We start from the raw sequence: 19,195 nt of genomic DNA, 5'->3' as shown, positions 1-19,195 counted from the left end.
CTCAGCGAGGGGTGCGCGTGCCCGGAAAGAACCAACTCGCGCCCACACCCACGCTCGACGCACCCACCTCACTGGTCGGTGCGTCGACGGTGCGATAGGTGAGACTCGTCACCCGCAGGTCAAACGCGAAGTCGCCGCGCACATACTCCGCCTGCACCAACAGACCCGCGTCGTTCGCAAACTCAAGGCGACTGTCGAGTACCTCGCCGCTCGCCTTGAGCACGTTGCGCAGATGCACCGTCGCGCCGGCGCCTAGCCGAACGCCGGCTGGCGCGCGATAGAACACGAGCCCCTCCACCGGGAAGCGCAGCCAGTTGGCATCCTGGTTGGTGGCGGCCGGAATGGTGCGCCATTTGATTCCGCCTTGTCCCTGCAATTCGACGGCGTGGCCGCCATCGCTCCAGGCGCGATACACGCCGCCGGCGGTGAGCAACAAGCCGCCACCGGCAGTCACCGTTGGTGTCGTGCCATCTTCGTAGCGGAACTGCACGACTTTCTCGCCGCCGTACTCGAGACCGACGCGCGCCACCATGCGCCAAGGAGATGGAACGGGAGACGGTGCCGTTTGCGCGGCCAGTGGACGCAGGGCAAGCGTGAACGCCAACGTGAGCGGCGCGGCGAGAGAGAGGAGGCGAGCAAAACGGAGCATGAAGCAGACGGAAGAGTGAAAGAATGAGCGTGCTGGTCGGATGTGCAGCGCTACATACGCGGCAGCCAGATTATCATCGTGGCGCTCGCAATACCAGCCGCCGTCAGCAACGTCAGTGCAAAGAATCCAACCGCCGTGACGCGGGGCACCACCTCAGTGCGACTCCGCTGCGCCATGAAGTACAGCTGCAGCACGCTCAGCGGTACCACCACGTACACCGCGAAGGCGAGCGTGGTGAGAAACGGTCCGCTAAAGGTCTTCGCGTCGAAGCCGACCGGGCGACGCCACGCGGCGAGCCACAGAAATACGCCCAGCCGGAAGAAGTACACGCCACCGGCGGCGAGAAATGTGCGTAGCGCCCATTGCCGGTGCGTCGAGAAGTCGCGCGCACGGGCCGCGCGCCAGGCCATGACCGCACACGTGCACAGGATCACGGCATTGAGGGAGATCGCGATGTGCTGTGGCATGCTGCCACTGCCGCCTTTGCGAATCCACACCATGTAGAGGCCCACGACACTCGTGAACAGCACTGACACCATGTAGCCGCGCCCGACCCAGCGGTGAAGCGCCGGAACGCGGCGTCGCACCGCGGGCATGAGCTGCAGGGCACCGCCCACTATGATGAGTACGGCCAGCAGCACGTGTGCCGCGATGGCGGCGTTGCCGAGCGTCTGTCCCGGCACGTACGCCGCCCGCATGATCGTGTTCCACCGCGCGTGGTCGCCCGACACCACCGCACCGCCGTACACGATCGTGATGTACAGCGCAAAGATGAACTGGCCCGCGAGTGCGGTGACGCACCACGCGCGGACGGCGAAAGCGAGCAGGCGCTGACCGGATCGACCGGCTTGGGGTCGGCCGGCCGTCGGGCGGTCGGTGAATCCCGGAGCGGGTTGCATCCGTTCTGAAAGAGGAGCGACGGGAGCGGTATCGACCGTAGTGGGCATCGGGAGCGTGGGTGGTGGGGAGCGTGGCCCGGAGTGTCCGAGGGTGTCCTGCGGTGGCTCGCCACCAGACGTACGAATTCGCGCGGAGCGTGGTGATGATTGCTGGGGACACCGACGTGACTCGCGGGGCCACCATTTCGGTGGACCTCGCCACCCAGGTGACGGTTTCCGCGACATACGTGCGCGGGGTCGTGGCGTACGCGGTCACGCGCGGTCTGGATCGCGGTGCGCTACTGTGCGCGGCTGGCGTGCACGAGGCCGATATCGCCGTTGACGACGTCCGTTTGCCGATGCAGGCGCTGATGGCCGTATTGCGAACCGGCGCGGCGCAATCACACGACCCCGCCTTCGCGCTGCACTGCGGCGACTACGTGCCGTGCGAGCAGGTCTCGCTCGCCTCACCACTCGGGCAGTCGGCCACCATGGTGCTCGGTGCGCTGCAGCAGGTGAATCGCTATGCGCGACTTGGCATTGATTTCCCTACGATCGGCGCCGGCGATCGCTTTCGCATTGAGGTCAACGCGGCTGGTGCGTGGTTCGAGGATCTTCGACCACACGACACATGGCCTGAGATCACCGAGCTGGTGTTCGCACGCATTGCCCGCGGCACCGCTCGCGCTGCCGGTCGCAGCGTGTTGCGCGCCGTGCATGTCACGCACGCTGCACCAGCGCATGGCGACGCCTATGGCAACGTGTTCAAGGTGCCCATTGTTTTCGGCAGTCCGCGCAACGCGCTCTTACTCGACCCCGCGTTTCTGGACACATCGCTCACGCCAGCACCGACGCACGTGACCCGAATCATTGCCGCCGAGGCCGACACGCGATTGCGCGCGATCGATGCGCAGCGCACCGTGCGCGGTCGGGTAGAGTTGGTGTTGCGGTCGCGACTGGCGAGCGCTGATGTCGGCGTCGACCGCGTGGCGAGCGCGCTCGCCATGAGCCGTCGCACACTGCACCGCAAACTCAAAGCCGAAGGCGTCACCTTCGAGTACACGCTCGACGAACTGCGGCGGTCGGTGGCCCTGGAGCGCCTGCACAGCGGCGGTGTGAGCGTGCGTGAAGCCGCCGCGCTGGTGGGCTTCTCCGATCCCGCCGCCTTTTCGCGGGCGTTCAAGCGATGGACGGGGGAGCGTCCTAGCGCTGCGGCGCCGCCGACAACACCACCTTGTCCTGCTTATCGAAGCCGATCGTAAGTCCCGCCGCTTTCGCAAACGCCGCCGTCGCGCTTCCCGACGACTCCAGCCCTAAGCGCATCGTGACCGGGCGTGCGCCGAGTGTGCTGTCAGCGAACGTGGCGCTGAGCGAGAACCAGCGGGCCAGCTCGTCGAGCACGACGCGCGCCGGGGTGTCGGTGAACACGAGCGAGTCGCGCACCCAGGCCAGCGCGACATCGCGCGCCACGGCGTCGAGTACCGTCACCGCGCCATCGGGTGTGATGCGCACCGCCTGACCCGCCGCGACGTCGGTGGCGTCGCCGCCATCCTTCACGCGCACCGACACGCTGCCTTCTTCAACGCCCACCACCACCGCCTGCTCTTCCGGGAAGGCACGCACCGTAAAGTGTGTGCCCGTGGCGGTCACGATCGCATTGCCGGCCAGAATGGTGAAGGGCAACGGCTGTCCCGCCGCCACGGTGAACGACACCGTGCCCTCCACTTCGGCGGTGCGCATGGTGGTGCCGAAGGCGCGTGGCATGCGAAGTCGGGAGTCCGAGCCGATGCGCGCCTTCGTGCCATCGGCCAGATCCACGTTGCCACGCTGTCCGCGCGCCGCCGACAGCGTGCGGGCATCCTCGGCCGCAATCGCCTTCTTGACCGCGATCTCTTCGCCGGCGCCCGACAAGAGCGTGCTGCCGCCCACAATGGCGATGGCCAACACGACGACGCCGATCGCGGGTCCCTTCCACGAACGTGTGCGCGCGACGTGCTGCACATGTTCGGCCGCATGATGCTTACTCACCTCGCGGGACGCGCGAACTGCGGCCTCGTGATCGATTGGTGCATGGTGCAGATGCGCGACCAACTGCGCGACCGCGTCGTCAGTGCTGAGTGGTGCGAGGTGCGGTACGCGGGCACCGCCGCGTTGATGCAGCGCGGCGTGCTTCTGCCGTTGCACCGCCGCCGCCGCGCGAATCGCATCATGCAGTGCGCCGTCGAAGGCACCAGGCACCGAGTACTCGGCGCGGTGCGGCCACGCGTCGAGCACCCCCTGCTGCGCGATCTTGCCGCTGTAGTGCTCAAGCTCGCTACCCAGCGCATCCTTCGCTTCGGCGACCAGGTCGGGGTATCGCTCGCGATACATCCGCGTCAACTCGAGTTCATCGGCAGCAGACATCGGCGAGGTACTCGGCGGCGCGGCAACGTTCGATAGATCGGCCATGAACTCATCCTCCAAGTCATGATGGACGTTCTCGAGCTCGGCAGGGGAGCGACGAAGCTGTGGCCGCCTCACCCTGGGACACCAAGATGCCAGCTACCGAATTGCCGCGAAGTAAGGCTTTGCCCGACACGCCGTGGTCCACTGTACCGATCGCCGCGCTCAGTTCGCCCCGAACCGCCTGAGGATGACCGGCACCGTTCGCGCGAGCGAACTCGCGTTGGGCTTGCCCGGAAGACAGCCGGAATCATGGTCAAGCATGTGCCGGACCGTTTGCACCGTGCGCCTTCTTCTCCGGACGCAGCGTCACTATCGCCAGCACGAAGTACGCGCCAGCGAGTCCCCACAGCGCCAACGACATCGGGAGCACGTCCGCCAGCGACGCGCCCATCTGTAGCACGCGCACCGCCCCATCAATGCCGTGCGTACTCGGCAGTAGTTGCGCCAGTGCGGTCGTCCAGGCCGGCATCGCCTCGGGAGGGAAGGAGAATCCCGAAATGAACATCGCGGGCAGGCTCGAGAAGAGCAGCACCAGCATGGCCGATTCGCGCGCGCGAAACAGGCGCGAAATGGCAAGGCCGAGAAAAGCCACCGCAAAGAGAAAGGGCACCAAAAATAACGCAGCGGCCAGCATCGAGCCTCGCTGCGGCAGGTCGTATATGCGATACACCACACCGAAGAACAGCATCAGGTGCACGAAGTAGATCGCGACGTATGCGACTCCAGCCCCGAGTATTCCGGCCGCGCGATGCAGCAGGCCGCCCTCAACCACCTCCGCATGCATCGCCGTTCCCCGTTCGCGGCGTACGCCCGCCAGCGAACCGATACCAATGAGCAGCGTCTGCTGCAGGATCAGAATGAGCACGGCCGGCACGTTGGTGTTGCCGTACCCGCCACTCGGATTGTAGAGCGCACGCACGGAGATGGGGAGCGGGTCGCGCGTCACGAGCGCAGCGGCAGGCGTAAACCCCGACGCCTGCAGCCGCCGCAGCTCGACGCCGGCGGACATCGTCGCCACACTCTGCGCGATCCCGGTGGCGACCTGATTGTAGACCATCAGGTAGCTGGCGTCGCCGTAGACACCGACGATCGTGCGTTCCGCGCGCAGCACGCTCTGCTCGAAGCCAACGGGAATCACCATCGCACCGCGCGTTCGCTGCGTTCGAACTGATGCCTCTCCCTCCATGGTACTGTTCACGCTCGTGGCCACATTGACCTGCTCCGTGGCATCGACCATGCGCGTGAGTTGCCGACTCATGGCCGTCCGATCTTGATCCACCACGACGATTGGAATGTCTCGTGCCAGTTGCCGCACGAACGGCAACGGGTAGAGGAGCGCGTACGCCAAGGCGCCCGCAACAATCACCGTCGTCGCCCCCTTGTCGCTGACGATGGCGCGCCACTCTTCCCATACCGCTGTCACGCATGTGCGCCACACGCTCCCGATGCCGGACGTCAAATGCGTCCCCAGAACGATGGCGTTCGCGTCACGAATCCCATCCGACGCAGTGAGATGGTCGGCAGCACAACGGCGAACAGGGCGAGCACGCCAAGCAACGGCAGCGACACGCGAATCGACGCGTCGGCGATGACTTGTTCGATCTGCAATTGCAGGAAATGCGAGATCGGCAGTGCGGCCGACCACGCCTGCCCAGCCGGTGGCATCGCCGCGCGCGGAAATGACACACCAGCAACGGCGAAGGCGGGGCCGGCAATGAATGCGGCCACGCTCGTGGACAGACGAAAGTTCGCCGTGAAGGCGACGAGCAGCAGCGCGATCGCTTGATAGGCGAGCACAAGGAGCAGCAGCCCGGCATACAGCAGCAGTCGGCTGCCCGCCATGGGCAGGTTGAGCGAACGCAAGGCGCCTTCCACCATCGCGATGCCAAGCGCCGTGAACCAGAGCGTATACGGCAGGAGCTTGCCGACGGTGGCAATGAACACGTTGTCATTACTACACGCGATCCACTCGCCCGCGCTGCCATCTTTCAGTTCACTGCCGAGCGCCTGCACGCTGAGCGCGAGCACAAAGACGTGCAATAGCGTCGGCACCAGTGCAAGAAAGAGAAACGCCGCATAGTCAAGCGCCGGGTTGTAGAGCGGATGCAATTCGCTACGAATCGGCTCCGCACTGACCTGGGCGCCCGCCAGCGTCGCGCCACGGGCCACGCGGTTGCGCACATCGAGCTCGGCTGAGATCGTGCCGACGGCGGCACGCACATCGCGCGTGATCAGACTTGCCGGGAGCATCCACTGCCCGTTGGTGAACAGCTGCACCGGCGCGCGCTCGTTACGGGCGACGGCGCGCTGCATTCCAGCGGTCATCACCACCACGGCATACGCGTCGCCGCGCAGCAGAATCCCCTCGGCATCGGAGACATCGGCGCGTTTATCGACGACTCGCACCACGGGTGTGGCTTCGATCGCGCGGGCCACGCGCCGAGAAAGCTCGCTGTGGTCACCGTCGATGACCACCACCGGCAGGTCGCGCACGACGTGCGCACCGAAGACACTCCTCAGCAGCACCCAACCCAGGAGTGGCAGCACCAGCACCAGCATCGCATTCGTTCGCCGTGCAGCGATCCGACGCACTTCGCGCCCAACGACGGCGCGCAATCCGAGCGTGTGCTCGCGGTTGATGCGCGCGGGCGCGATGGCGGGCGTGGGCGGCTGCGCGTCCATGCGGACGAGGTCAGTTGCGAACGCGCGGACTGGGCGGGCCGAGGGCCGACGCCTGAAGCACCACGGTCATACCAGGGCGCAGACCGTTCACTCTGGCCGTCGGACGTGCGCGAACCTCAAAGGTACGCAGGTCGAAACCGCCCGTTTCCCCGGTGGATCGCCACGTCGCAAAGTCACCCACCGGCGCGATGTAGCTGACCTTCAGTGCAACGTCCTTGTCGCCAAGTGCGGGAACGGTGACATGCAGGATGCTGTCCATGCCGATTCTCGAGAGCCGATCTTCGCGTACGTTGAACGTGACCCAGGCGTCGGTCAGATCCGCCACCGTGACGATCGCGAGTCCCGCCGAGACGATCTCTCCCGGTTCAACGGTGCGTTGTGAGATCTCACCGGCGATCGGCGCCATGATGCGCGTTTCGCTCAAGTAGGATTCCACCTCTGCCCTTCCGCCGCGGGCCTGGCGAACGAGTGCGGTTGCCGCGCTCCGATCTTCGGTGCGAGCGCCTGCCACCGCGAGATCATACGCGGCCTTTGCCGCCTCGGTCGTGAGGCGGGCGGCTTTCAATTGCGTCTCAGCCTCATCGTGGCGCTGCGCGGCGACGACGCCGTCCTTGAACAGATTCTGCACGCGTTCGAACGTGATGGCGGCCAGCTTCTCCGCCTCCGCGGCGCGCTGCCAGTTGGCGCGGGCTGCACTGATTTCCTGCGCGCGGGCACCCTGCTGCGCTTTCGCCTGCTGGGCGAGCGCGGCATCCACCGAGCCCGACGCCTGCTCGGCCTTGGCCGCCAGCTCCGGACTCCGCAACACTGCGACGAGTTGCCCGACGCCCACCGTGTCACCTTCGCGTACCAGGATCGAGTCGAGACGTCCCGCAATTTTCGACGACACGTTGACCTTCCGGACTTCGACCTGTCCTTGCAGCACGTCCCCGTCGCCGCTTCCGGCGCATGCCAGCAGCGCGAACGAATGGAGGACAAACGAGTATCGCGCACCACTCCGGAGCTGCGCCATGCGCTGCGCCATGCGCTGCGTCATCGTCCTGCCTCTTTGGTGATGTATTCGGGAAAGCGCTCGCTGATGCCGGCCGCCTCGAGCAAGCCGGCAAGTGCGATGTCGGCATCATAGCGAGCCTTGAGCATCCCCAGCCGGACCCGTGCAAGCGCTTGCTCGGCGTCGACCACGTCGAGTGACGTGGCAAGCCCGGCGGCAAACGCCACCCGCTGCGCGCGCAGGCTTTCCTCCGCCAACGCCTGCGTGGCTTCCAGCGAGACCAGCTGATCGCGCGCCTGCTGCACCAACTCATAGCGCGATGCCGTGAGCAACGCGATATCGCGCCGCGCGCGGGTGCGCATGAAGTCCACCTGTCGCACTACGGCGTGCGCCGCTTCGATCCGATTCAGCCGCTGTCCGCCCTGAAAGACAGGAACGCTGAGCGCCACACCAGTCGCCCACGTCGGTTGTAAGAGCGTCAGATCCTTGGTGTACAGCTCGCGCTGCAGAAAGGCGCCGACGGTCGGCAGCAACTCACCGCGGGCCGCCCGGGTGGCTTCACGCGCCCGCGCCTGCTCGGCGGCAAGACGCGCGAGAATCGGACTCGTCTTCTCCGCGATCGCCTGGAATGAATCGACCGGCGCAATGTCGCCGACGCGGAAGAGCGGCGTTGTCGGGACGATCGCGGTGTCACTGGAGATTGTGCTCGCCAAGGCGAGCGAGGCCATGCGCTGCTCCCGCACCGCCTGCTGTAGATCACGTTCCGTGTCGGCCAGCGCCACCTCGGCACGCAAGCGCTCGGCGCGGGCGATCTGTCCATTGCGCTCGAGGCTGCGAGCGCGCTCGACATGCTGCGCCATGTTGTCGCGCGTGACCTCGCGCGTGAGACGATTCTCGTTGGCCAACTGCAAGCCGAAATAGCGCTGGGCAAGCTCGGTGGCCACTTCGTGGCGAGTCCCGCGCTCCTGTTCGCGGGCGACATCGATGCCGGCATTGGCCGCGCGAATGCCAGCGCTGATACGACCGCCGGAGAACAGCGGCACGGACGCGTTGAGCGTGAGATTGTTGAACCGTTCCCGCTGAACGACTTGGGTGAAGGATGGAATGGCCGCCGACGGAACGGTGGGGTGCAACCCGAGGATCACCTGACGGATGGGATCGAGATCGATGACGATGTCGTCGTCGATGCGCGTGCTGCGCCCGGCTACACTCACCTCTGGCAGCCGGCGGCCGCGCGCCGCGTCGCGATCCGCGCGAGCCCGATCCACACCGGCACCGGCGCTGCGTATGCGTTCGTTGGCGTCCTGCACCCGCTGCAAGGCCTCGGTGTACGAGAGCGATTGCGCCGACGCCGATGTGGCGGCAACAGTGAGCAAGGCAATGAGCACCGCTGCGCTCACCGGCGCGAGCGCACCTGCACGAACCGAGCACAACGGCACGACGTCGCGACACCACGGCGTTCTTCGCAGAGGACGAGCGCAGACGGCCATGGTTGCGCTCCGTTGGATGGATGGATTGAGTGCGGAGAAACCGCGATCCGCCATGCTGATGGCAGAATCGAGGCGCCGAAGCGCAAATTCCGCGCCCGCAGACCCATCAGCGCGCGGGCCGAAGCGCTCTGCGTCCTACGTCGCGCTCAGTTCGCCCCGAACCGCCTGAGGATGACCGGTACGGTTCGCGCGAGAATGTGCATGTCGGTGCGCAGCCGGCGCTGCTGCAGATAGGTCAGGTCGTAGCTCAGCTTGCGACGCACATCGTCCATGTTGCTGTCGTAGGCTTGCGACACCTGCGCCAAGCCGGTGATGCCGGGACGTACGCGATGACGCAACGTGTAGCCGTGCACTTCATCCTTGAGCAGTCGCACGATGCTCGGGCGCTCGGGACGTGGACCGACGAGGTTCATGTCCCCGCGGAGCACGTTCCACAGCTGAGGCAGCTCGTCGATGCGCGATGCGCGCAGGACTTTCCCCACCGGTGTGATGCGCGGATCGTTCGCGGTCGCCCACACCGCACCGGTGCCCTGCTCCGCGTTCGCCACCATGGAACGCAGCTTGTAGATCGTGAACGGACGGCCGCCGATGTCGTCGCTGCGGCGGCACTCCGGGTGGTCACCACAGCTGCGCCGATCCAGCCCCACGCGTACCTGCCGATAGATCACCGGCCCCTGCGACGTGAGGCGCACGGCCAGCATGGCGATAACCAGCACCGGTAGCGAGAGCACCATCAGCCCCCCCGCCGCCACCACGTTCACCGCTCGCAAAAGCGCCGGGTTGACCCCGACCTCGCGAGCGGCCACGTCCTGATCGAACCATGTCTTCCTGATGCGCGACATTGCATTCCTCCTGGCGCTTGTGGATTCCGGCATCTGCCACGAAGCGACGATGTCAGGCGAGCCCGCTACGTCAAGGACGGCGCGAGCGTACGCATGCAGTCTCCCCCGCCGTCGCGCTGCGATCAATCCTTGGCGTGTCCCGAACGCGCAACGTTGTCGTTACGCTCAGCCATTTCGCTTGGCGTGAGGCTTCGCGGTCCATCTGGACTCGGCGCGCGCGCCGAGCGTATCGTTCGAATGTCATGCTCACCCAACACGCACACATGACCGGCGACGAGCTGCTCGCCTACGATGCAGGCGGCGTGTGCTCATGGGCGACCCCGGCGTGTGGCTCGCGCGCGACCCTGACACGGTGCGCGCGCCCGATCTCGCGTTTGTCTCTCGCGACCGACTCGTGGATGGAGCAGTCCCCGACGGATTCCTCACCGTCATTCCCGATCTCGCGGTGGAGATCCGGTCACCCACTGACCGCACGGGCGCGCTGCTGCAAAAAGTCGGGCAGTGGCTGGACGCCGGCGTTGCGATGGTGTGGGTCATCGACCCGGTGCGCCGCCACGCGCAGTGCTATGCGGCCGACGGCACGATCGCGCTGGTCGGCGAACACGACGCGATCGACGGCGGCGCGGTGCTACCGGGGCTGCGCATTCCGCTTGCCAGCTTGTGGAGCGACGCGCTGGGGTAAGGCGCTTACGCCGTTCGCCACCGATACAGCGTGAAGAGCACGCCCAGCACATACAGCGGGCCGAAGATCTCCTTGTTGTACTGCGCGAGCCAACGGGGGAGATAGATATCAAAGTTGGGCGCGCGGTCGTCGGTGTATTGCGCCGCGACGGCCGTTAGGGGACAACGCCATGCATTGAAGGCGAGCACGCCGACCTCGAACGCCACGATCGCGATATAGATGGACGCCAGGCCAAGCGCGCCCTGCCACGCGGCGAGGTAGATGGCCACGATGCAGCACACGAAGAACGCCCACGCGCTCGTGTGCAGGAGCTTTACCCGGTGCAGCTGCTGATTACCGGGCATGCCTCACCGTGTTGATTGATCCCACTGCGCCGTGCCCATCGCCGCGCGTGCCTCTTCGCACGCTTTCTGCGAGCGGAACCCGTACACGTAGTGCATATGCCCTGGCGATCCAGGAATGAAAAACCGATTGTCCTGCTTGCCGGCGACTCGCGCATTGGCATCGGCATTGTCATCGTACAGGGAGGCCGCCAGCGCTTTCGTGCAGGGCTTGTCCTTCCAGTCGGCCGAGCGCGCGGCACCCGCGTCTTGGCCAAAGGCCCACGTGTATTGCCATGGGCGATAGATCATCACGCCTGTAGCCAGTAGCATACCGAGCAGCAGTACACGCATAATTTCACCTCGAAGTCAGTCCGTTTCCTTCCGCTTCCTTCAATCGACACGTCATGCGCGCATCTCGCAATCTTCTCGCACTCCTGCTGCTGGCCGGCATCGCGCTGACCGCGTCCGGCTGCGACCGAGAGAGAGACAACGCGCCCGTAGGTACGCCGGGCGACGTGCTCCGTGCGCACCCGATCGTAGGCACGTGGCTGGTGCAGGACCCCAACGCGCCGTTCCCGTACCACCTGTACGTGTTCAATGCCGACGGCACGATGCAGCAGGCCAATCCGGATGCGGGGGATCCGCGCACCAGCGACAGCGACGGCAAGGGCGTCTGGCAGTCCCGCGGTGACCGCATCGAGGCCAAGTGGGTGGAGCTCACGGCCGATCGTACCACGCACAAATACGCGGGCCGCTTAGAGTTCTCGATGCAAGTCACGGTGCGGGGTGATTCCCTCACCGCATTTGAAACCGTGAAGGTGTTCGACGCGGCGGGGGCGTCGGCGCCGGCGCCGGAAACACCGAAGCCGTTGCTGGGTGCGCGGGTGATGCTGCGCGCCCAACGTGAAGAGTCGCTCCTCACTCACTGATGCTTGCAAGAGAATTCAATGTTGATACACCCTGCTCCACGTCGTGCCATGCTGCTGTTGCTCGCACTCGCTGCCAGTGTATCCTGCACCGGAGGCGGCAAGGACGGCACCGTCACAGCGCCCACGGCAGTGCTCACGACACTCTCCGTTGCGTTGGGCTCCGCAACGCTGCAGGTGAACCAGTCCACCCAGGCCACGGCGTCGGGGCTCGACCAGAACAACCGCGCAATCAGTGTTGGAGCGGTGACCTGGTCGTCCTCGTCACCGTCGGTCGCTACCATTTCGCCGAGCGGCGCCATCAGCGCGCTCGCGCCCGGGCAGACGACGATCACTGGCGCGACGCAGGGGAAGCAAGGCACGGCCGCGCTGACCGTGCAGCTCGCGCCCGCGATCGCCGACTTCGCGATCGTTGATGCGCAGTTCACCCAAGGCGTGCAGGTCGCCGACGGAAGCCTGCCGATGGTGCTCGCCGGGAACGCGGCCGTCGTGAACGTGCTGGTGCGCGCGTCGACCTCGGTGACGAAGCCGATGCAAATCGTGCTTCGGCTGCTCGATGCGAGCGGCGCGCTCGTACGCAGCGATACCGCGCTCACCGTCGGGGCACTCGGCACCGCGCCCTCGTTCGAGGCCCCGAGCGTACAGTTTCTCGTGCCAGCCGCTGTGCTGCGGAGCGGACTCAGATGGCAGGTGCTCCGTGATCCCAAGCGAGAGTCGCCCGACGATTCGGTGGCGAACGACGCCTTTCCGCGCGCCGGAGTCGCGACGCTGGCGACGGTCACCGTACCGCCGCTCAACATCCGCTTTGTGCCCATTGTACTCTCGGCTCATGGCAACGCCACCGGCGCCGTCAACACGGCCGTGCTGCCGCAGTACCTGCGTTCGCTGTTGAGCATCCATCCGCTGGGCGTGGTGAATGCACGCGTGGGCACGCCGCTGACCACGGCCGCGAGTTTCGGGACCGCACCATCAGGCGGCGCAGCGCCGTTCTGGCAGCAGGTGCTCGCCGAACTTGATCTGGCGCGAGTCGTCGATCCGGTCGAGCCCACGGTCAACTGGTACGGCGTGGTCGTGCCACCGGCGGGATTCAACAACACATCGTTCGGTGGGTTCTCGTACGTCCCGACGAACGCCGCGAACACCGGCCCGGGCACACGCACGTCGGTGGGTGTCCAGATCAACTGGTTCAATCGCCCCACGCAGGCGCGCGACCTCGTCGCCCACGAGATCGGGCACACCTTTGGCAGGGCACACGCACCGTGCGGCGGTGCGGGCTCGCCGCTCGATCTGACGTATCCGTTGGCGACGGGTACGCTCGAGCAATCGGGGCATGACGTGTACGCCTGGGCGAATGGGCTGGCAACGAGTGCGCCAACGGTCGACAAGAGCTCGGGCGACGCCATGGGATACTGCTTTCCGGCGTGGTCGAGCGCGTACACCTATCGCGCCATCCTCGCGTTTCGTGGCCTGATCGCGGCGTCCGCACTCGCCGTGGACCTGCCGCGCGTGCGCGCAGCGCCCAGCGCCGCGAGACGACGTGCACTCGTGGTTCGGGGCAGCATCACCAATGGCCACCAACTCCGAATCGAACCGGCGTTCACACTCGACGCGAGGCCGTCGCTGCCCGATCGCGCGGGCTCGTACCGGGTCGAAGGACTCGATGCCGATGGCGGTGTGCTCTTCGCGCACGCCTTCGAGCCGTTTGTGCTCGCCCACATGCCTGATGTACGCCCCTTCACCGTCGTACTGCCCAGCGATGCCGCGCTCGAAGCGCAGCTCGTGTCCATCGTCGTACGCGGTCCTGCCGGGACACAGCGCATGAACCGATCGCCGGTAACGGGCATGGCACCGCTGGCGCGTGCCACCCAGGCCGTGCGCGAAGGGAACGGCATGGTGAACGTGGCGTGCGCCGATGCATCCGCGCGCGGTATTCTCGTGCTCGATGCACCAACGGGTACGGTGCTTGGATCAGCGCCGGCGGCCTCGCTGCGCGTCGCGGCCGCATCGGCCGGGTCCGTGGCGGTAGTGTGCAGCGACGGATTGGGTTCGCAGCGGACGCGGGTGGATGTGCGATAGACGGCGGCGGCGATAGCCAACGGTGGTCGACGGTGGCGCCGCTGACATTCACATTGCAACGAGTCGCGACAGATTGCTGTTGGCCGCAGCACCATACCGTTGGATCAGTGCTCGTGCCTCCACCACGGTGGGGTGATCGCGATACGACCCGAGGGAGCCCATCGGATTGAGGCGCGATGAATTCGCCCATTCGGTGAGCGCCGGATACTCGGCACGAGCCCTCGCATGGGACATGCCGGCCAGCTGGCTGGTCAGAGAATCCCTGGTCGAGTCCCAGTAGTTGATCGGAGGCAACACGCGGTTCTTGTCGTCGTCCGTGTCCAGCAGCGCTTCGGCAACGCCCACCATGGCAAACTGGAAGCACGCGAGTCCTCTCATGAACGGCTGGACGGTGATTCGACCAGGTTCAAACATCGGACGGAGTTCGGGCCGAGGAAGCGCTCGCGTTGCACAGTGAATGTGCAGGCTGCGCGAACTGGTTGGTATCTGACCGTGATCCAGCGTGATGGTGTGAGGATCAATCCTTCGCACGTGACCAAGTCGCACTACGTTCTTGATCGTTCGGACAAGATCGAGTTCAGACTCACTGATGAGCGCGCCGCGATACATGCTCGGCTCCACCTCAGTGTCGACGCGCAGCATGAATCGCTTTGCCTCCAAGCGGGCAAACAGGTCGCGAATTGACGTGGCTTGCGCCGTGGCTTCCAATTGCAGCGCATGGCCGAGATAGAGGTCGGGCAAGAGTGTGGCCGGCTGTACATACTTGCGGTTGATCCACCAGCTCTCTCGCGGCTTGACCCAGCGAATGGCTTCAGGCGCCACGCCTTGTTCGAGCAACCAGACGCAGGCATCAAGCGCCGTCTTGCCGCCGCCGACAACGACAAACTCTTCTGGTCGCTCGTCGAGTCGCGCAATGGCACCCGCCGGGACGCACCGTAGGCCGTCTGCCACTTCAAAAGGTGGTGGACTCGTGGCGGGGATGTCGCCCTCCAGATACGTCGTGTCGATGACCTTGCGCGCGGCGCGAACGTTGCAAGTCTCCCCAGTCACTCGTGAGCGCACGCGCTGGTCGATCAGGTAGTCGCAGTTGGGGAAATAGCGCACGCGACCACTGGCGAGAAAGCGGTGCTGCATGACCTGCCCGTAGTACGAGCGGATATCGTCGGCATTGGCGCGTTCATAGAGCCCGGCATTCAAGCCGGTCACGTCAATTGCATTCTGTCCAAGCGGTGTGGAATCCACGCCGTAGAATGCCGAAGGCTGATGCAGTCGCACATACGGGTATGCATCGATCCAATGCCCGCCCGGCGCGTGGCGGCGGTCCACCATCGTGACCGTGGCGTCGGTATGGGTGAGTAACACATCGGCTATCGCCATACCGGCGGCTCCCGCTCCGATCACCACGTAGTCCGTTTGCATCATGGATCGCGTATGCCCCGTTTCGGTGGGACGGGTGGGTTTAGTCATTTTCTCCGCCGCCAACGAGCCCTTTGCGCAGCGCTGTTGCCACCGCGCCAGAGCGCGATGTCACGTGAAGCTTTGTGTAGATATTGCGGACATGCGTGTCGATCGTGTGCGGACTGACGTCGAGTTCAACTGCAATCTGGCGTATCGTGCGGGCGTTCACCAAGCGCAGAAGCACGTCGCGCTCCCGCGCCGTCAGGCCGTACTCAGGCTTTGGCGGGCGGCTGTCACCGAAGTGTCGCAATACTCTACGGGCAATGAACGCATTCATAGGGGCACCGCCTTGCAGCGCTGTCGTTACTTCGGCAGTCAGCTGTGTCGCAGACACTGGCTTCATCAGGTAGCCGGATGCTCCCGCACGAAGCGACTTGAAGACGTGCTCCTCGTCATCGTGCACAGTCAACACGATGACGCGCACGTCCGGTCGGGCATGACAGATCTGCTCGATTCCCGCAATGCCGCCGATACCCGGCAGACCAAGGTCCATCAGAACGAGTGTTGGCACTCGGCCCGCGGCAATCTCCGTTAGTGCCTCCTCGGCCGTCGCGCACGCCAAAGAGCACGTCGTCAGTGGCGGATTGTCGAGGACTTCAGCCAATGTCGTACGCATGGCGGCGTTGTCCTCCACCACCCAGATGTCTGCCGGTCGTGGTGCACGGCGTCCGGAGAGTCGCTCGTTCATTCTGGACAAAACTCGAGAAGGATGTGCGTCCCGCGGTCAGCTGCGCTGTTTACTCGCAGTGACCCGCCAAGCTGCGTTGCCCGACGATGCATACTGGCCAACCCATTCCCTTCGCCCGGTGCCCCGTCAACGAACCCTCGACCGTTATCGCGAATTGAGAGTCTGCAGTTGTCGCGCGCGGCAGACAGCGCCACCAGAACCTCTGAGGCGGCCGCGTGCCGGCGAATATTGTGCAAGGCCTCTTTGTACACGAGCAATGTGTGCCGCATCGCTGACATGCCCAATTTTGCCTCGCCCTTCGTGTCCACCTGCAACGTGAACGCAACACCCGGAAGGAGGTCCGACGCAATTCGGCGCATCCGTACGGCAAGATCATTCACGTCGCCGTGGGTTGGATTGACCAGCCACACAATGTCGCGCAACGCATCGACGGTCTCGGCGGCTGTACGATTGATGCGCCGTAGCTGCTGGCGTTCCCGATCGGCGAGTTCATCGTGATCCTCGAGCATACTGCTCAACAGCGCGATCGAACTGAGATTGGATCCAATGTCGTCGTGCAAATCGGAAGCGATCCGCAAACGCATCTGCTGCAGAGCGAGCAGCTGACGAACCCTGTAGCGATAGAGCGTGAACAGCGCGCCCAGCACACTGGCAATGGCGAGCGCACGGAACCACAGCGTTTGCCAGTAGCGTGGCACAATCTGCACGGACACCATTGCCTCGGGCCCGTACGTCGAGTCCGCGCCGCTCGTGCTTTGCACGTGGAACGCAAACCGCCCGGGACGTAAACCAGTGTACGTCGCCTGCGCCGTCGTACCGCCCGAGACCCAGTGGTTATCGTATCCATCGAGCCGATATCGGTACCTATTCTGGTCTGGCGCAATGAACGAGAGCGCGGTGTACTCGAACCGCAGTTGGCGTACTGCACTCGACACCGCAATGGAGGTGTCGGTGATGACGATGTCACGTTCATCGGCGCGGGCGCTCCGGAGTGCGGTGCGGGGCGCGGGCATGCGTCGCGCTGTCAACGGAGGGGAGATGACCACCAGTCCTTCGAGATTGTTGAAAATCAATCGACCGTCCTGTAGGCGCCAGCCAGCGGGCGATCCACGATTGCTCTCGCGATTCGGCATCCCGTCTGCTTCAGTGAAAAGCATCGGCGTAAGCTTCCCGCGGGGGGATAGGCCTTCATCCAAAGAGTCGGCCATGGCGTGCAGCTGCCTAGTGGGAACTCGTGCAATACCTTGGTCGCTGGACATCCAGACGGCGCCAAACTCGTCGAAAAGCATGCGCCATATGCCGTCGCTGTGCAGGCCGTGCGCCGTCGAAATTGGAGTGAATCGCGAGCCACGCCAGCGGTGGATTCCTCGGTCATAGCTGCCGAACCAGAGCGTGCCGTCGGGTTCTTCGGCTATCGATGCGATTGAGTTTCCTCGCAGCCCATCACCGATACCGTACTCGTGAATCGAGTCTCCCACGACACGGAACAGGCCGCGTTCTGTTGCTATCCACAGCGATCCCGTGCGGTCACGATGCAACGACCAAAGATGCCTGCCGCGCAGGATGTCGGCGAACTGCGCTGACGTGCTTTGTGCTGTTCGCAGCAGAAGCGCGGTCTCCGTAGCGATCCAGAGGCCACCGCCCGGAGCGGACGCAAATGCGCGCACCTCCGATTGGGTCGTCGCCGCGAAGATGACCTGCCGATCGCGAATCGCCGCGTAGCCCAGACTCGTGCCGATCCAGAGAACTCCATCGGCTGCCTGAAACAGTGCCCTGATCTGGTTATTCGGGAGGCCGCTTGCCGTAGTATATCGACGTTGCCAGCGGCCGCGAGAGAACTCGTCGACTCCTCCTCCCCACGTGCCCACCCAGAGTGTGCCGTCCGCTGTTTGGAGGACGGGTGACGTGAAATCGGCACTCAGCCCGTCTGCCGGCGTCAAGGCGAAAAGCCTTCGAGGGGACACCTGTACGAGTCCTCGATCGGTGCCTATCCAGATGGTTCCCTCGTGGTCCTCCATGAGCTGCCAGACGCGCGTGAATCGGGCGTAGCGTTTCACATCAATCCGTTCGAGCGCGCCTTTGACGCGGCGCACCACGTCATCCTGTTTTCCGTTCACTTCACGGAGGGCAAGCCAGTCGCTGCCGTCACGGGCCCGGAGCGCGATCATGAGAATCCGCCCCGGCTCGGTTCCAAGACCTTTTGTGCCATGCACTCGCAAAGCCGGGGCAACGTCTGGACCAGTGACAGACGGTGAACGCGACGTCCAGTCGAGGCTGTCGAGTGGGAGTGCCGCTGCGCCACGGAACGTTCGGAAAGTACCCGACCGGTACCGAACCAGCAGACGTGCACCATCGCTGTCGCGCGCGGTAAACCAGAGTCCCCGCTCATCTCGCCGCGCCGTCGTGTATTCGTCGTTACCGCCGGCGAGTACAGGTCCGAACGATTCAAAGCGCGCGCCGCGCGGTGAGTTCGGGTCTGCCACCATCCTGGCCAGGCGCGTGTCTGTCAGCGCAATGACTTCCCCATTTTCGATCCGGAAGACACCAGCCACGGATTCGCTTGGCAGCCCATCGGCACGCGTGAAGTACGTATAGGGGTGTGCCTCGTCGGGCGCGACCCGAACCAGCCCCGCATCTCCACCGAGCCAGATCACACCATCGGGCGTCTCATTCCATGACCGCACAGGAACCGCGGGCTTGGGAAGCGCACGAAATCGGCCACGATCGAGTATGCCGATCTCGCCGCCATCGGTGCGAATCCACAACCGGCCGCGCTGGTCTCGCATGAGGGCGACCACGAACAGGCTGCTCAAACCCGGCAACCGCACCACCTCGAAGCGCCGACCATCGAATCGCGCGACGCCACGGCTATTGGCGACATAGATGAAGCCGTCGCTGCCCTGTATCACGGCGCGCACATCGGAGCCGAGGAGTCCGTCGGACGCGCTGAATGAGCGAACGCGATACTCGTCGAGGGCCGGGAGTGGCTGTGTGCGTCCGGTTACCGGAAAGAGGCACAGCAGCAAGCCCAGCCATACGCTCAAGCGATTCGAGTGACGCCACGC

General features: G+C 65.0%; 17 protein-coding genes. 4 read left to right on the top strand and 13 right to left on the bottom strand.

The features are described 5' to 3' along the window. Position 1: 1 nt before the first annotated feature. Positions 2–649: a hypothetical protein gene (locus tag RMP10_RS20335; RefSeq protein WP_310571915.1), complete on the bottom strand. Its 648-nt coding sequence runs from the start codon at positions 647–649 to the stop codon at positions 2–4. Between the two features lie 50 nt (positions 650–699). Next, entirely contained in the window at positions 700–1,548 is an 849-nt protein-coding gene (locus RMP10_RS20330; protein WP_310571914.1) for a DUF2306 domain-containing protein, read from the bottom strand. A 143-nt stretch (positions 1,549–1,691) separates the two neighbouring features. Between RMP10_RS20330 and RMP10_RS20325 the strand changes: the two genes are divergently transcribed. Next, complete coding sequence (locus tag RMP10_RS20325) at positions 1,692–2,789, top strand: AraC family transcriptional regulator ligand-binding domain-containing protein (protein ID WP_310571913.1); 1,098 nt, start codon at positions 1,692–1,694, stop codon at positions 2,787–2,789. Here the strand turns inward: RMP10_RS20325 and RMP10_RS20320 are convergent. The 6 genes from RMP10_RS20320 to RMP10_RS20295 form a co-directional block, all read right to left on the bottom strand. Next, positions 2,731–3,975 carry a FecR domain-containing protein gene (locus tag RMP10_RS20320; RefSeq protein WP_310571912.1) on the bottom strand — a complete coding sequence of 415 codons (1,245 nt, stop codon included), beginning with the start codon at positions 3,973–3,975 and terminating at the stop codon, positions 2,731–2,733. The two genes, RMP10_RS20325 and RMP10_RS20320, sit on opposite strands and share 59 nt — an antisense overlap. 250 nt (positions 3,976–4,225) lie before the next feature. Beyond that, on the bottom strand, positions 4,226–5,395 hold the full coding sequence (locus tag RMP10_RS20315; RefSeq protein WP_310571911.1) for an ABC transporter permease: 1,170 nt from the start codon (positions 5,393–5,395) through the stop codon (positions 4,226–4,228). 32 nt (positions 5,396–5,427) lie between these two features. Beyond that, on the bottom strand, positions 5,428–6,654 hold the full coding sequence (locus RMP10_RS20310; protein ID WP_310571910.1) for an ABC transporter permease: 1,227 nt from the start codon (positions 6,652–6,654) through the stop codon (positions 5,428–5,430). 10 nt (positions 6,655–6,664) lie between these two features. Next, the gene (locus tag RMP10_RS20305) at positions 6,665–7,690 is read right to left on the bottom strand and encodes an efflux RND transporter periplasmic adaptor subunit (protein ID WP_310571909.1); all 1,026 of its coding nucleotides are present in this window, start codon (positions 7,688–7,690) and stop codon (positions 6,665–6,667) included. Next, positions 7,687–9,135, bottom strand: a complete 1,449-nt coding sequence (locus RMP10_RS20300; RefSeq protein WP_310571908.1) for a TolC family protein — start codon at positions 9,133–9,135, stop codon at positions 7,687–7,689. Before RMP10_RS20300 ends, RMP10_RS20305 begins: the two co-directional genes overlap by 4 nt. Positions 9,136–9,281: 146 nt before the next feature. Beyond that, positions 9,282–9,977 (bottom strand): sugar transferase, encoded by a 696-nt coding sequence (locus RMP10_RS20295; protein ID WP_310571907.1) that lies wholly within the window; start codon positions 9,975–9,977, stop codon positions 9,282–9,284. Between the two features lie 304 nt (positions 9,978–10,281). On the opposite strand from RMP10_RS20295, the gene RMP10_RS20290 reads away from it, so the two are divergent. Then, a complete protein-coding gene (locus RMP10_RS20290; RefSeq protein WP_345785833.1) occupies positions 10,282–10,659 on the top strand; it encodes a Uma2 family endonuclease in 378 nt (125 codons plus the stop codon). Positions 10,660–10,664: 5 nt separating this feature from the next. On the opposite strand, the gene RMP10_RS20285 is transcribed toward RMP10_RS20290, so the two are convergent. Together RMP10_RS20285 and RMP10_RS20280 are read right to left on the bottom strand one after the other, a co-directional pair. After that, complete coding sequence (locus tag RMP10_RS20285; protein WP_310571906.1) at positions 10,665–11,003, bottom strand: hypothetical protein; 339 nt, start codon at positions 11,001–11,003, stop codon at positions 10,665–10,667. A gap of 3 nt (positions 11,004–11,006) precedes the next feature. Beyond that, entirely contained in the window at positions 11,007–11,333 is a 327-nt protein-coding gene (locus RMP10_RS20280; protein WP_310571905.1) for a hypothetical protein, read from the bottom strand. 53 nt (positions 11,334–11,386) lie between these two features. Here RMP10_RS20280 and RMP10_RS20275 point away from each other — a divergent pair, with 53 nt between their 5' ends. Both RMP10_RS20275 and RMP10_RS20270 read left to right on the top strand, forming a co-directional pair. Further along, positions 11,387–11,911 carry a hypothetical protein gene (locus RMP10_RS20275; RefSeq protein WP_310571904.1) on the top strand — a complete coding sequence of 175 codons (525 nt, stop codon included), beginning with the start codon at positions 11,387–11,389 and terminating at the stop codon, positions 11,909–11,911. A 48-nt stretch (positions 11,912–11,959) separates the two neighbouring features. Then, the gene (locus tag RMP10_RS20270) at positions 11,960–13,984 is read left to right on the top strand and encodes an Ig-like domain-containing protein (RefSeq protein WP_310571903.1); all 2,025 of its coding nucleotides are present in this window, start codon (positions 11,960–11,962) and stop codon (positions 13,982–13,984) included. A gap of 48 nt (positions 13,985–14,032) precedes the next feature. On the opposite strand, the gene RMP10_RS20265 is transcribed toward RMP10_RS20270, so the two are convergent. From RMP10_RS20265 to RMP10_RS20255, 3 genes are read right to left on the bottom strand one after another with little or no spacing between them, the layout of a single operon-like run. Beyond that, entirely contained in the window at positions 14,033–15,451 is a 1,419-nt protein-coding gene (locus RMP10_RS20265) for an NAD(P)-binding protein (RefSeq protein WP_310571902.1), read from the bottom strand. Further along, on the bottom strand, positions 15,444–16,130 hold the full coding sequence (locus tag RMP10_RS20260) for a response regulator transcription factor (RefSeq protein WP_310571901.1): 687 nt from the start codon (positions 16,128–16,130) through the stop codon (positions 15,444–15,446). The genes RMP10_RS20265 and RMP10_RS20260 overlap by 8 nt, the downstream gene beginning before the upstream one ends. Continuing rightward, complete coding sequence (locus tag RMP10_RS20255) at positions 16,127–19,174, bottom strand: two-component regulator propeller domain-containing protein (protein WP_310571900.1); 3,048 nt, start codon at positions 19,172–19,174, stop codon at positions 16,127–16,129. The genes RMP10_RS20260 and RMP10_RS20255 overlap by 4 nt, the downstream gene beginning before the upstream one ends. Positions 19,175–19,195 lie beyond the last annotated feature (21 nt).

Source organism: Gemmatimonas sp., assembly GCF_031426495.1.
Lineage (GTDB): Bacteria > Gemmatimonadota > Gemmatimonadetes > Gemmatimonadales > Gemmatimonadaceae > Gemmatimonas.
This window is presented reverse-complemented; position numbering and strand designations above follow the sequence as displayed.

Coding starts and splice junctions, on each gene's coding strand:
- RMP10_RS20270 (WP_310571903.1), top strand. CDS start 11,960: ATGCTGCTGTTGCTCGCACTCGCTGCCAGTGTATCCTGCACCGGAGGC.
- RMP10_RS20325 (WP_310571913.1), top strand. CDS start 1,692: ATGATTGCTGGGGACACCGACGTGACTCGCGGGGCCACCATTTCGGTG.
- RMP10_RS20285 (WP_310571906.1), bottom strand. CDS start 11,003: ATGCCCGGTAATCAGCAGCTGCACCGGGTAAAGCTCCTGCACACGAGC.
- RMP10_RS20295 (WP_310571907.1), bottom strand. CDS start 9,977: ATGTCGCGCATCAGGAAGACATGGTTCGATCAGGACGTGGCCGCTCGC.
- RMP10_RS20320 (WP_310571912.1), bottom strand. CDS start 3,975: ATGGCCGATCTATCGAACGTTGCCGCGCCGCCGAGTACCTCGCCGATG.
- RMP10_RS20305 (WP_310571909.1), bottom strand. CDS start 7,690: ATGACGCAGCGCATGGCGCAGCGCATGGCGCAGCTCCGGAGTGGTGCG.
- RMP10_RS20330 (WP_310571914.1), bottom strand. CDS start 1,548: ATGCAACCCGCTCCGGGATTCACCGACCGCCCGACGGCCGGCCGACCC.
- RMP10_RS20280 (WP_310571905.1), bottom strand. CDS start 11,333: ATGCGTGTACTGCTGCTCGGTATGCTACTGGCTACAGGCGTGATGATC.
- RMP10_RS20265 (WP_310571902.1), bottom strand. CDS start 15,451: ATGACTAAACCCACCCGTCCCACCGAAACGGGGCATACGCGATCCATG.
- RMP10_RS20275 (WP_310571904.1), top strand. CDS start 11,387: ATGCGCGCATCTCGCAATCTTCTCGCACTCCTGCTGCTGGCCGGCATC.
- RMP10_RS20260 (WP_310571901.1), bottom strand. CDS start 16,130: ATGAACGAGCGACTCTCCGGACGCCGTGCACCACGACCGGCAGACATC.
- RMP10_RS20310 (WP_310571910.1), bottom strand. CDS start 6,654: ATGGACGCGCAGCCGCCCACGCCCGCCATCGCGCCCGCGCGCATCAAC.
- RMP10_RS20335 (WP_310571915.1), bottom strand. CDS start 649: ATGCTCCGTTTTGCTCGCCTCCTCTCTCTCGCCGCGCCGCTCACGTTG.
- RMP10_RS20300 (WP_310571908.1), bottom strand. CDS start 9,135: ATGGCCGTCTGCGCTCGTCCTCTGCGAAGAACGCCGTGGTGTCGCGAC.